This window comes from Limnochordia bacterium (assembly GCA_023230925.1).
In the GTDB taxonomy this organism is placed as follows: Bacteria; Bacillota; Limnochordia; order DUMW01; family DUMW01; genus JALNWK01.
The window spans coordinates 1-12,723 of record JALNWK010000065.1 but is presented as its reverse complement, the minus strand read 5'-3'; the positions used below and the strand labels follow the sequence as shown (position 1 = coordinate 12,723).

10 protein-coding genes and 1 other annotated feature are annotated in these 12,723 nt (G+C 49.0%); all 10 genes read right to left on the bottom strand.

The window, feature by feature from the left end:
* Positions 1-72 precede the first annotated feature (72 nt).
* Positions 73-1,359 carry an ABC transporter ATP-binding protein/permease gene (locus M0Q40_11345; GenBank protein MCK9223191.1) on the bottom strand — a complete coding sequence of 429 codons (1,287 nt, stop codon included), beginning with the start codon at positions 1,357-1,359 and terminating at the stop codon, positions 73-75.
* Positions 1,360-1,394: 35 nt separating this feature from the next.
* Positions 1,395-3,089 (bottom strand): hypothetical protein, encoded by a 1,695-nt coding sequence (locus M0Q40_11340; GenBank protein ID MCK9223190.1) that lies wholly within the window; start codon positions 3,087-3,089, stop codon positions 1,395-1,397.
* A gap of 376 nt (positions 3,090-3,465) precedes the next feature.
* Positions 3,466-3,951 (bottom strand): ABC-2 transporter permease, encoded by a 486-nt coding sequence (locus M0Q40_11335; GenBank protein ID MCK9223189.1) that lies wholly within the window; start codon positions 3,949-3,951, stop codon positions 3,466-3,468.
* 133 nt (positions 3,952-4,084) lie between these two features.
* Positions 4,085-4,939, bottom strand: a complete 855-nt coding sequence (locus tag M0Q40_11330) for an ABC transporter ATP-binding protein (GenBank protein MCK9223188.1) — start codon at positions 4,937-4,939, stop codon at positions 4,085-4,087.
* Complete coding sequence (locus M0Q40_11325; GenBank protein MCK9223187.1) at positions 4,932-5,315, bottom strand: GntR family transcriptional regulator; 384 nt, start codon at positions 5,313-5,315, stop codon at positions 4,932-4,934. The genes M0Q40_11330 and M0Q40_11325 overlap by 8 nt, the downstream gene beginning before the upstream one ends.
* Before the next feature lie 200 nt (positions 5,316-5,515).
* On the bottom strand, positions 5,516-6,439 hold the full coding sequence (locus M0Q40_11320; GenBank protein ID MCK9223186.1) for a HAMP domain-containing histidine kinase: 924 nt from the start codon (positions 6,437-6,439) through the stop codon (positions 5,516-5,518).
* A 50-nt stretch (positions 6,440-6,489) separates the two neighbouring features.
* Positions 6,490-7,224: a hypothetical protein gene (locus M0Q40_11315; GenBank protein MCK9223185.1), complete on the bottom strand. Its 735-nt coding sequence runs from the start codon at positions 7,222-7,224 to the stop codon at positions 6,490-6,492.
* Positions 7,208-8,131, bottom strand: a complete 924-nt coding sequence (locus M0Q40_11310; GenBank protein MCK9223184.1) for an ABC transporter ATP-binding protein — start codon at positions 8,129-8,131, stop codon at positions 7,208-7,210. The genes M0Q40_11315 and M0Q40_11310 overlap by 17 nt, the downstream gene beginning before the upstream one ends.
* 81 nt (positions 8,132-8,212) lie before the next feature.
* Positions 8,213-8,905 carry a response regulator transcription factor gene (locus tag M0Q40_11305; protein ID MCK9223183.1) on the bottom strand — a complete coding sequence of 231 codons (693 nt, stop codon included), beginning with the start codon at positions 8,903-8,905 and terminating at the stop codon, positions 8,213-8,215.
* A gap of 574 nt (positions 8,906-9,479) precedes the next feature.
* On the bottom strand, positions 9,480-12,248 hold the full coding sequence (gene ileS, locus M0Q40_11300; protein MCK9223182.1) for an isoleucine--tRNA ligase: 2,769 nt from the start codon (positions 12,246-12,248) through the stop codon (positions 9,480-9,482).
* 40 nt (positions 12,249-12,288) lie between these two features.
* Positions 12,289-12,499 (bottom strand) — a binding site (T-box leader).
* Positions 12,500-12,723: the final 224 nt, after the last annotated feature.

Here is a 12,723-nt window from a genome sequence, read left to right as displayed (position 1 = left end):
TAGGAGACGGGAGAAGTCTTAGTAGGTGTGTTATCCAGTATTTGGAGCAGTTCAAATCTAACTGCCTCTGCACTATGGACTCCGGCAGCTAGACAGCGTTGAATTGCCATTAAAACAGGCTCTGGGATGAATCAGGTTTACATTAACGCCATCCAACGTAATACTTCCCTGATCGGGTTGATATAACCCCAGCAATAGCTTAATCAACGTGGGCTTACCTGCCCCATTCTTGCCAACAATCGCCACCCGTTCTCCAGGACGCAGGCGAAAGCTAACGCCCCGTAGGACCTCTTTGGTTGTATTTGGGTACTTAAAGTACACATCATTGAAGCTAATACCTCTAGTCAGATTGTCAATATGCTCCCACCGGGTCTCAGGCGGGATCTCGGGAAGATGCATGAATTTATCAAAATTATTCCAGTAAAGAATGTCTTTTTTCACCATGGACAGGGAATAGGGGATAGACCACACCGCCAAGGTCATCACTTCACTAAGAGCCGATGATAGTGCGATGAACTGTCCGGTGGTAACCTTTTGATAATAAAGGGGAATACTAAAAGCAATGAGGCTGCCAATCATGAAAGCGATCTTAACTAGGGAGAGCGCGTGTCCTTCCTGCACGTGTCTGGCCTCTAGGGCAAATTGCTCGTCGATCACTTGTCGATGCAGGTAAGACCATTTGCTTTGTAGATGATCAGACAGCTGAAAGAGTCTTACTTCCTTTACAGAAGTCCTGCCGGTAATCAGCGCGGAGATGTAGTCTGTTTTACGTCTTGTCAGTGTTTGCTCTCTGCTAAGCCGATATCCTTCAACGCCCATCCGCATTTGTATCAAAACCGCTGGCACAAACAAACAGGCTGCGCCAACTAGTGTCCACCAAGCCACCCCATGTAACAAAAGTGCAGTTCCCGCTAGGTTCACTACGTAGTTTGGCAAAAACAGGATACTATGAAATGATTGACTGAGTCCTTCCTCAGGAGCCGCACCTACCCAGGAGATAAGATCCACGGTGTTGGTATCTTCAAAACACTGGTATTCCAATCTGGACAGCTTAGCTAATACCCTAGGATTGAACCAGTCCCGCAAACGATGTTTGAGACGGATCATCGTCACCATTTCCGTTAGTTCCCGCAGATTCAAACATACCAATGCCAAAACCAAGCCAATCAACCAGGGAATAACCGGAGTAAGGGTTTGACCTTGTTCAGACTGTCTAATACCAATATCAATTACGTTTTGAGTAAGCCAAATGGTAAGCGGTGCCATGGCTCCATTTACGAGCATCACCAGGGCCAAAGCTACTGCGGGAAATCCCCCTAATCTCAAGACCTCAAGCATTAAGGAACAGTAACGCTTCATCGCTTTATTCTTTCCAGGCCACACACTAGCGCCTTTTAGAATCTTCCTTTGGGGGTATTGCGCGGTACTTCCTTTGCCGGAAACTCAGCATCCACCACTTTCCTCGCCCTAAGTACGTCACATAACTGTTCGAAACTTATGCCGTATGCTTCAGCAATGTCCTTAGCAAAGCTCATGCCAGCTGGGGGTGCTGCCACAATACGATATGTACGCTTGGCCACACTATGTCCATCAAAGGCTAATCCGGCCACCAGGCTCACCAGACGGCTATCCCCTGGCACCTGTACATTAATCTCATCAACCCGCGCTGCCAGTTCATGGAGATGCGTAGCGAAAGCCGCCCGGGCACCCAAAAATCTGATGGCACCCATGATGTCTAAAGTCATATACAGGCTTTCCCCTGGGCTAGTACTGGCTAGAGATTCGTTAAGCAGGATGAGACTGTACCGGGTAGCCGTTTGGAATATTTGTGCTAAGCGTCTTGATTCTGCACTCAATCGGCCCTCCTTGTTATCTGTCGTCTCAGGCTCAGCAAAATGGGTATAGATCCAGTCAACAGGACTAATCCTAGCCCTTGTACCCGGGACGAAAATCCCCGCTTGAAACAAGACATGTGATAATCCGATGCTACGAAGATAGGTGGTCTTGCCGCCCTGATTCGGACCGGTGATAATCAGAATCCGTCCACGAGGGCCCATGCTCACTTCATTCTTAACGATCTCCTGATCCACATTCCGCACAGGATTTGCTGACAGTAGGTCCAAAGCCAAATTGATGTTATAGTTTTCCTTTATGTCAGTAACTCGACTTTCTTTAGGCGCAACCTCCGGCCTACACATCGGCATACCAGCCGCCCGAAGGTAGTCTATGAGTTTAGTGGCTCCGATGTAGAAATCAAGCTCAATCTCCAAATGGCGGAAGAACTCCGAATTGATGCTGGTAAACCGGGACAAAATGCTGTTAACCGGCATTAACGCATCCTTGAACACACTATCAAGATCCCGAAACAAGGCGTGCTCCAAATCTGGTTTTCTTAGCAGACTATAAAACACTGACGGACACGTGTTGCCATCCACCAATCCCCGAAACCTGGCCATAAAGGACTTGGGCTCAAAGGGCTCTGAGTTGATAGCAAGTAGTGTTGCTTCCACCGGACGGAGTTCGGAGTTTAGGTTCAGACCAATGGTGACACTAGATATACTCTGAAACCTTGCTCGTAGAACCGGTAGTTCTTGCTTTAGTGCCTGGAACTCTTCCCCGCAGACCGTCTTGGTAGCATAGTCAGACAGCCGTTTCAGTCCTTCCGACTGCATATCATCACGGAACATCGCTAACACCGTCTGCAGCCTCTGCATACAGAGAACATACTGGTCGAGCACCTCAAATCGCCAACCGATCTGCTTAAGAGGGTGATCTCCCTTGGTATGTCGAGGGTTTTTGAGCGACACAAAACGGCGAATCGACGGAGACATTTCCTTCAGCTTGGAGACCAATCTAGGCAAATTCAGGAAATCATCGAGGACCGCAAGACGATAGGCAATAACCTGTGCATCCGAACAAGGATGGTATAGAATACGACGTATCTGCTCTTTGTTCCGCAGATCCACACTCATAGCCGAGACGATCTTATCCAAATCGAGATCGACAATAAACTGCGTGGGCAACTTAGCGTCCCTGCCATCAGATCCAAATCCGGACGGCCACAATAGACTGACTGATTCCTTCGACACTTCTACCTCATCTCCACGATATCCCCTAGGTGTGTTATGTACCGTCATATCCGTGAACGGATAGGGCTAGCTTTTGCAGCGCCAGTAAATCCCAGGAGTTGCTTCGCTTAAGATAAACGGAACGAGAACCGTGCACTTTATTCATTACTTTGTTTTATTCGATACTCATTCCGCAAGTCCTGCCGGTCCGACTATGCAGAATGCCTGAAAGCGGGCTCAATTTGAAAAAGAGGAAGAGATCAATGGCACCGTATCTTACCTGAACAAAGGCAAAAAGACACGGCGCCATTGCATTGGGGATAGAAGGGACCGCCCCCTTAACTAAGATGAGAGTAGCCTTACGTGCAGAAATACCAAGCCCTTAAGATCAGATCCACTAGTACTCTTTGTGAAATAGGATCTGCTTGGAAACCGTAATGGAAACAAGGTAAACAAGGATGATCACCACAACACTGAGTAGCGTACTGAAGACCAACGAAAAAGTCTCTGCCATCTTTAAGAATTGCTTTAGCCCTGTCCTCTGCCCTGAAATGGTGGTGAATACTAATACATAACAGACAAACATCGCTACTCGAGCTCGTTCTACACCTAACTTAAAGATAAGTGGAAACAGAATCGAGACCAGTATGAGTGGCGTCCCAATTGTTAACACTGCAGAAAACAGCGCCCACTGGAAAGAGGTCTTGGATAAATAGAACTGCATCAAAAATGAGACTATCCCTCCAGCCACCGCAAGAACTAACGCTGGGACATATTTGCTTAGGACATACTGTGTCCGGGTAATTGGACCGGAGATGGCAAACTTCGGAAACTGGCAGTGTTCATCATAGCTAAGGCTAAACAAAGGAATGATGAAATTCATGATCAGAAAACCTGCAGGTAGAGCCTGATGTTGCCCTTGAACCGTCAGGACGCACAACTCAACACCATCATCGCCACAAGCATCAAGAGGATCTGTTTTCTGATTACCAAAAGGTCCTTGTAGATCAGTGCTTTCATTGTGACTGGCCCCCTTTAATGAAGAACAACATGATATCCTCGATTGACGGTCTTTCTAGCTCTAGACTCCGGGGCGCTAGTGTCTTTCTTAGCAGGAGCCTCTCCCCGAACTCATTTTTGCGGTGGCCCACGATTGCCGCTGGGTCAATGGTCTGAGCGGTCTGGGAATTGCAGGAGCAAAGCACGTATTCATCTTGTAGGAGATCTTTGCTCTCCATGAAAATAAGTCTTCCTTCATGAATGAAGGCAATGTAGTCGGCTGCTTTCTCCAGATCGGAAAGGATATGGGAGGAGATTAAGACGCCCCGCCGTTCATCTTGGATAAACTCTAGTAAAATATCCAGGATTTCCTCCCGCACCACCGGATCAAGGCCGCTGGTCGCCTCATCAAGGAGTAGTAGTCTAGCCCCATGGGACAACGCAATCGCCAAAGACAACTTCATTTTCATGCCCCGGGAGAGGTCCCCAACTGCCTTATCCGGCATCAGATCGAACTGTCTGACATACCGGTCGAAGGTAGCATCCTGCCATTGACGATACATTCTCCTGCATATTTTCTGAATCTGAGCCACCGTCAAGACAGAGGATAGATGTAACTCATCAAACACTACCCCTAGTTGGTCGCGTATGCCCACCGGGTCTTCACCCATCCGTCGACCGAAAATCCGGATCTCACCCTGTTCAGGGTAGATTAGCTCCAGGATCAACTTAATCGTGACACTTTTGCCGGCACCATTCTCACCGATCAAACCGACGATGGCGCCCTGGGGAATATCCAAGTCCCAAGGACCCAGTTGAAATCCTGGGTAAGTCTTCTGCAACCCCCTAATTTCAATAATATTGCTATTCATGGTTATCCTCACCTTCTGTGTTGAGTACATCCAGTAGCTCCTTTAGTTCACTAACCGGTATCCCGGATAGGCGAGCAAGATCAAGTGCTTTAGCCAGATGCGCCTCGATGTTTCGCAGGTGTTCCTCTCTTAAGAATTCAGGGTTCTGAGCGGCCACAAAGCTGCCCTTGCCCTGCACTGATACGATAAAGCCCTCTTGTTCTAGATCGTCGTAGGCCCTTTTGGTGGTAATCACACTGATCCGCAGCTCCTTTGCTAGATAGCGCATAGACGGTAGTTGATCGCCCGCCGCTAGTTCTCCACGAATAATCTGGGCCTTGATCTGATCCTTGATCTGCTCATAGAGCGGTTTTTCACTTGAGTTACGGATGACGATTTCCGAGGCTCTCTCCCCCCTTCATCCAGAGATAAACCTGTACATACTGTACGTAGTGTATATATAGTACCATAACGGCTATACACTGTCAAGGATAAGTCATGGAAGGGAGTAACCTACCTCAAACAAACAACAGGGAAGTAACGCGAGCGGCATGTACATGGGGAAGGCACAGATGCCCTGATGACAGGTGATGATGATCAGTCTAGCACAGACCGCGAAGGTGGAGCAGAAGTTCCGTAGGTAATCACGAACCGAATAAGTTGACCCGACTGCGCGGCCTTAATCTGATGACCCATTTTACCAAGCAGGATCCGCGCAATATATAGCCCCAAGCCAGTACCACTACCATGTCGGCTCGGATCCACAGTGTAGAAGCGTTCAAACAAACGCTGGGGCTCCAAGACGACCTGACTATCAAGGTCGTTTTCCAGGATGGTGACAATCTGACCGTTCAGTTGCCCGTGGAAAATACGTGCGTGGATCTTGGCATGCTTAATGATGTTTTGAATCAGATTCGTATAGACACGGACAAGTTCTTTGCGGGACAGCCGTATGGGGGGTGTTTCTTGAATATCCAGCTCCAATTTCAGACCACGTCTGATAAAATCCTGGTAAAAGGTTAATACCGTATCTTCCAGGAGCGGGACGCAGGAGACCGTCTCCAGTTCCAGGGGATACTCCTCCTCTTCTAGCTGGGACAGCTCATAAAAATCGGTGATTAGGTTCTGCAAAATGATGGCCTTGCGCTTTACCACGTCTATGTACAGCCCTCGCTCCTCGGCGCTCTCGGAGCTTTCCGCCAGCTCAAGATAGCCGAGGATCGAGGTAAGTGGCGTGCGCAGGTCATGGGAGATGCTAGTGATTTGCGATTGCAGGTTCCGTTTCTGTCGCTCCAGGTCCCGGTTCACTTTGCGACTGTGATTGAGCAACCTATTGATGCCAACCAACAGCTTGTCAAACCCCGGGGCAGCTTCGTCAAGACGAAGCTGCATGTTACTTAGCTGATTCGGCTCAATGGTCTTAAGCTGGCCGAGAATGGAACGGATTTGTCTTAGCATAATCACTAACAATCCAAGAAGAAGCAAGCAGAGCACAGTAAGCACAAGTATGGCCAGTTTCATATCCTTGCATCTTCTCCCCTCTACAAAAATGGTCCAGCCCTGTATAAGTCCTACAACTCCCGTCTGAAGTATGCTATGGTGCCCAACCCAAACCAAACAGCCAAGTTACCTACAACGCAAACAGTAAACTCTTTGGCCTGAAGGCTGTGCCGTAGAAGCATTTCCAGGTGAGTCATGGGGTAAAACTCCAACAATACCGTAAGAAACTCATGCCTTAAAGACAACGCTCCGACAATGGGGTAGGAAATCAAACCCACTGCAAAGAAAATGGTGATCGCCGCTCCCTTATTAGGCACCAGGTAATTTAACCCTAAAGCCATCGCATTCCAGGGAACAAGCACTAAGCAGACCCCACCAATGGTTTTCAGGAAATCTAGTGCGACCAAGCTAAGGTTCCCTCCCGCGCTTTTGGGGAAGACGATAGCCCCTACCGCAATGGAAATGCCACTCAATACTGCTGCAAACACCACAGTCATCAGCATGAGGGAAACATAATCACCAAAGAAGATCCTTCCGCGGGTCATGCCGGAGGAAATCATCTGCACATGAATCCCTCTTTCCTTGTGGACAAAGGCAGAAAAGACCGCGGAGAAAATAATCGCCCCTAGCAATAAAATCGATGTTAATCCGAAGTTAAGGAATCTCTCCGTGGTGATGGGAGCCGTACCTGCTTTTTTGAAGGACCAAGCGCACATGACAATCACAGCAAGACAGAACAAAAAGAAGAGCCACAGGCTGCGCTGCCGCAGATGACGGTAACACTCTGATCTAAGATAGTTGAGCATGACGACCACCTCCGATCAGATTTAGGAAGTAATCTTCCAAGGAGTCATGTCTTTGCTCCATCCCGAGCAATCCCACGTTTTCCTGAACGAGTTTCTGGCTGATGGCACCAAGCTGATCAAACCCTTCAAAAAGCCGGATCTGACCATGCGCGTCCACCAAAAACTGGGTAAAGCCAAGATCCCGCTCCAAAATTGCCACAGCACGTCTGGGCTGCTCTGTTCGCAATTCAATATACGCTCGGGACTTAAGGGCTAATTCCTCAGCAGAAAGCTCCTCGAGAATAACCCCCTGATCGATAATAGCAAAGCGCGTCGCCAAATTAGACAGTTCCGCCAAGATATGACTACTGATCAAAATGGTGATGTGTTTTTCCTGGTTAAGCCGCAACAGCAAATGACGCATTTCTACAATCCCGGCTGGATCAATACCATTGACCGGCTCATCAAGCACCAGCACATCAGGTTCTCCCATCAAAGCTAGGGCTAACCCTAAACGTTGTTTCATACCTAAGGAATAGGCTTTGAACTTCTTCCTTCCTGCATCTGCCAAACCCACTTGCCGAAGGGCACGCTCGACTACCCCTGGGTCAACGATCCCTCGTTGCCGGCGGAAATACTCTAAGTTTTGCTCACCAGAGAAATAGGGGAAAAACTCCGGAGTCTCCACGATGGCACCAATCCGCCGTCTTTGCTTAAACAAGTCTTCTGTTTGCCCGAAGAGTTCCAGTTCACCAGCAGTTCTTTCGGTCAGGCCAGTGATTAGTTTCATCAGGGTGCTCTTCCCGGCACCGTTTCGGCCCACAATCCCATAAATGTCTCCCTGGTGGATCTCAATACTGGCATCCCTTAGAGCATAGGTATGACCGTACTTCTTACAAAGATTATCGGTCCTCACAAATACATTCATGTCTTTGCACCTCCTGCCTCTATTCTAGAGGAGGGGCAGCTTTAGTACCTGTACCAAAAGTAAACAAAACCTTAAGAAAGTCTAAAGCCTGCTCGCATCGCTCATCCGATAACCAATACCCCAGACGGTTTCAATATGCTCTTGTCCTGACGCTTGCCGTAGCTTCTGCCGCAAATGACTAATGTGTACGGTAATGGCGTTATCATCACCCACATAGTCCTCATCCCAGATCCTTCGGTAGAGCTTATCCCGACTGAAGACGACCTGCGGCTCTTCCATTAATGTCTTAAGGATCACAAACTCCGTCTGGGTAAGATCAATCTTCTGATTTTGATAGGTGACACGGAAGCACTCGACGTCCACTACCAGGCCCTGATGAGATAGCACTTGCTTTTGATCTTTTTCAGCTGTTGGTTGCGCACGCCGTAGCGCGGCTTTAACCCGGGCGAGTACTTCTCTTTTTTCAAAGGGTTTAGTAATATAGTCATCGGCACCAAGCTCTAGTGCTGTCACCTTATCATCTAATGAGATCTTCCCGGAAATAACAATCACCGGTACCGATGAGCTTTCACGGATGTGCTCGAGAACCCTCTCCCCACTAAGTCCAGGGATCATTAGGTCTAGCAGTATCAAATCGATCCGCTCTTTGAGGACGAAGAGCGCCTCGGTCCCCGAAAAAGCCGCGATCGTCTCATAGCCTTCCTTCTGCAAGAAGGTCGTCAGCAACCGGTTAATATCTGGATCGTCTTCAACAATGAGAATACGTTCTCGCACACCCCAGACTCCTCTCAAAATGAAGGTCTCGCACCTTGAACACCATAGTGAGAAACACCTAATCATTTCAGAAACTTAGTCCAGATTTCTGTTCTCCACGAGATGAGGTTTCTCCTGCTTGGATGTTTTGCCCGCACACAGAGAATAGCATCATGGGCTTTCTGCAAAGGGAATTGGAGCAGAAACGAGGAATGCTGGAGACTGATATTATAGTTCTATCCTACACTCATGGGAAAATCATACCTAGGAAGCAGAAGACTCTAAGAACAGGCAGAGGGGGCTTGGCATCAAAACGCAACTGGATCCCCTACAGACTTGGCGATAGTACATCTCCAGCCGGCGTCACCTGCCTCTCCCCACGTCTAAAGGCATAGGAGATTCCTGGCGGCTCTTTCGGATCATGCTTGAAGACTGGGTGGAATAATCTATCGCTGGCTACTAAGAAGGAACCTGTGCTGATACCAAAGAGCCAAAGGAGCTCTATGTGAATCCACCCCAGGACGCGATAAGGGCGACCCTGATCAGCTCCTGGTCACCCTTATTCCTCATGCGTGGTTAGGTCTAACCTGTTTCGCTATGATTTCACGACGGTAGCACACCGAGCACACAGATCCTTGTACTCCTCATCGGTGCCTACGCTAGGTAGATACCGCCAACACCTTTCACATTTTGCCTCATCGGCCACATTAACTTGCACCTTTACCCCAGGGCATTCGTCTAGGGATACACCGGTATCCGGTAGGCTACCTTCTGCCCGATGCACGCTTGCCTTAGAGACCATGAGCAACCGTTCTAGATCATTCAAGAAAGGAACCAAGGCTGCGTAGGCTTCATCATCTACGTACACATCAATGGCTGCTTCGTTAGAGGAACCAATCTCCTTAGAGGCTCGCATCTCCTCTAGGGCCTTCATTGCCACCCGGCGGATCCGTAGGAACTCCTCCCACTTACCCAAGTATTCTTCGTCTACCGCTGAGACAGACCAAGTGCTTAAATGCACACTTTCCTCGAGACTGCTATCTATCTCCCTTATATACTGCCAGATCTCATCGGCAGTATGGGGCAGCAGTGGGGCAATTAGCTGAGCTAGTTTAACCAAGATCTGATACATCGCTGTCTGAGCTGATCTGCGGACAAAGGAGTCTTCTGCATCACAATACAGAGTATCCTTGAGCACATCAAGGTAGAACCCGCCCATATCCACCACACAAAAGTTATACAACGCGTGGTACACCAAATGAAAGTCATAGGTGCGATAGGCCTGGGTTACCCTCTCCGCCACTTCGTTTACCCGCATGACGGCCCAGTTATCCAAGGAAGCCAATTCTGCCAATGGCACCTGATCTTTCTCCAACGAAAAATCGTGCAGGTTGCCCAGAAGAAAACGGGCGGTATTCCGAATCCTGCGGTAAGCTTCTGCCATTTGTCCTAGGATCGTATCTGAGATACGCACATCGTTCCGGTAGTCCGAGGATGCCACCCACAGGCGGAAGACATCGGCACCGTACTTCTTAATCACCTGCTCGGGGGCCAATACATTTCCGATGGACTTAGACATCTTGTTCCCCTCGGCATCAACAATAAAGCCATGGGTTAACACCGCCTTATACGGCGCCTTGCCCTTCGTGGCCACTGCCGTCAGCAATGAGGACTGGAACCAGCCCCGGTGCTGATCGCTACCCTCAAGATACAGATCCGCCGGTGCGTCTAGTTCGGGTCTTTGCTCTAATACACAACGATGACTGCTGCCCGAGTCAAACCAGACATCCATGATGTTCATTTCCTTGGTAAAATCCGCACTGCCACATTGCTCACAAACATAACCTGGGGGCAGAAAATCCGTAGCCGGTTTGATGAACCATGCATCGGAGCCTTCTTCGGCGAAGACAGCGCTGACCGACTCTATCGTCTTCTCATCTATAATCGTCTTGCCACATTCTTTACAATAGAAGATAGGAATTGGCACTCCCCAATATCGCTGGCGGGAAATGCACCAATCATGGCGATCCTTGACCATGTTGCTAATCCGGTCGATTCCCCAGCCAGGAATCCACTTGACCTCGCCAATGGCCTTTAGGGCTTCCTCTCGGAAGTCGTCAATGGATGCAAACCACTGCTCAGTGGCCCGGAAGATCACAGGCTCCTTACAGCGCCAACAATGAGGATATTGGTGTACGATTTTGCCCGCCTGCAGCAAAACCTGCGCCGCTTTCAAGTCCTCTACAATCACGGGATTGGCTTTGTACACATTCATTCCTGCATACTTACCCGCCTCTTTGGTAAAGGCACCCCGGGCATCTACCGGAGCATAGACAGGCAGCTTGTACTTCATCCCTACTTCGTAGTCCTCAACGCCATGGCCCGGAGCTGTATGGACGCAACCGGTACCTTGATCCAAGCCAACATGCATGCCCAGGATAATAGGCACAGTACGATCCTCCAAGGGATGTTGGCACAGAATACCCTCTAGTTCCTCTCCGCTGTACAGTTTCGTCGTAGACACATCCGCAAGACCTATCTCTTGGGCAAAGGTACTCCCTAACTCCTCGGCCACAACGAATTTGCCTTGCTCAGTCTCAAGAAGTGCATACTTGTAGGCTGGATGGAGGCAGACAGCCATATTGGCCGGCAGTGTCCAAGGTGTGGTAGTCCAAATGACCACCGAGGTATCTTCAGGCAGTAAGCCTTTCCCGTCTACCACAGGGAACTTGACATAGATTGAGTCCGACTGGGCATCTTTGTACTCAATCTCTGCCTCAGCTAAGGCAGTATGACAGGACATACACCAATACACAGGCTTTAGCCCTTTGTAGATATACCCCTTCGTAAACATCTCCCCAAACACCCGGATCTGTTCCGCTTCGTACTTTGGATCCAAAGTGATGTAGGGATCTTCCCATGCACCCCAGCCCCCTAGTCGTTTAAATTCATCCCTTTGAATATCTAGGAACTTCAATGCATAGTCCTTACACTTTCGACGTAGTTTCAGGGGTTCTAGCTCCTTGCCCCCTTCAAGTTTTACCACCGCATGTTCCACAGGTAAGCCATGGGTATCCCACCCCGGTACGAAGGGTGCCCGGAACCCATCCATGGATTTAGAACGGATTACAATATCCTTTAGTACCTTGTTTAGGGCTGTACCAATGTGAATGTGCCCATTGGCATAAGGCGGTCCATCGTGCAGAATGAACTTTGGCCGCCCTTCCTTTTCACCCTTTTCTTGCAGCTTCTCATAAAGCCGCTCTTCGTTCCATTTCCCTTGTATCTGTACCTCCCGCACCGGCAGATTTGCTCGCATGGGGAAGTCTGTTTTGAGCAGCTGTAGCGTATTTCGGTAATTCATGCTAATCCTCCCTAACTTTGACATAAAAAAAGCCCCCATCACTGGGGGCGAGTTAATCCCGCGGTACCACCCCGATTAGCACAATCTGTGCAACTCGGTGAATCTTAACGTTTTCCAACGTTCCGACCTACTGACACTTCAGTCGGACCCCTCCGGGCTGATCTTCACCTCGGCCTTGATCGTCGGGCTTCCACCACTTCCCAACTCGCTGGTACCAATAACCGGGCTACTTTTCCTTTCATTGGGTTTCCATATATCGGAAGAATAACAACACAAAGACCCTTTCTCCCGTTTCCTCAGTTTATTAACCATTATGCGCAATAAGCGGGGTGTTGTCAAGTCGATGATGGGCTGAGCTATTTGCGATGTGCTTGGTTCTGCAGTCTGGCAATTGATTAGTGGGTAAAGAAATGTACGCCAGAAAGCAAATCATGGCCAAACTAGATTGTGGAACATAAAAAGTAAGGTATGGGAG

What these genes read in the sequence shown, in the direction of transcription:
- M0Q40_11345 (MCK9223191.1), bottom strand. Translation starts at nt 1,359, where the DNA reads ATGAAGCGTTACTGTTCCTTAATGCTTGAGGTCTTGAGATTAGGGGGA.
- M0Q40_11335 (MCK9223189.1), bottom strand. Translation starts at nt 3,951, where the DNA reads ATGAATTTCATCATTCCTTTGTTTAGCCTTAGCTATGATGAACACTGC.
- M0Q40_11330 (MCK9223188.1), bottom strand. Translation starts at nt 4,939, where the DNA reads ATGAATAGCAATATTATTGAAATTAGGGGGTTGCAGAAGACTTACCCA.
- M0Q40_11320 (MCK9223186.1), bottom strand. Translation starts at nt 6,439, where the DNA reads ATGAAACTGGCCATACTTGTGCTTACTGTGCTCTGCTTGCTTCTTCTT.
- M0Q40_11315 (MCK9223185.1), bottom strand. Translation starts at nt 7,224, where the DNA reads ATGCTCAACTATCTTAGATCAGAGTGTTACCGTCATCTGCGGCAGCGC.
- M0Q40_11310 (MCK9223184.1), bottom strand. Translation starts at nt 8,131, where the DNA reads ATGAATGTATTTGTGAGGACCGATAATCTTTGTAAGAAGTACGGTCAT.
- ileS (MCK9223182.1), bottom strand. Translation starts at nt 12,248, where the DNA reads ATGAATTACCGAAATACGCTACAGCTGCTCAAAACAGACTTCCCCATG.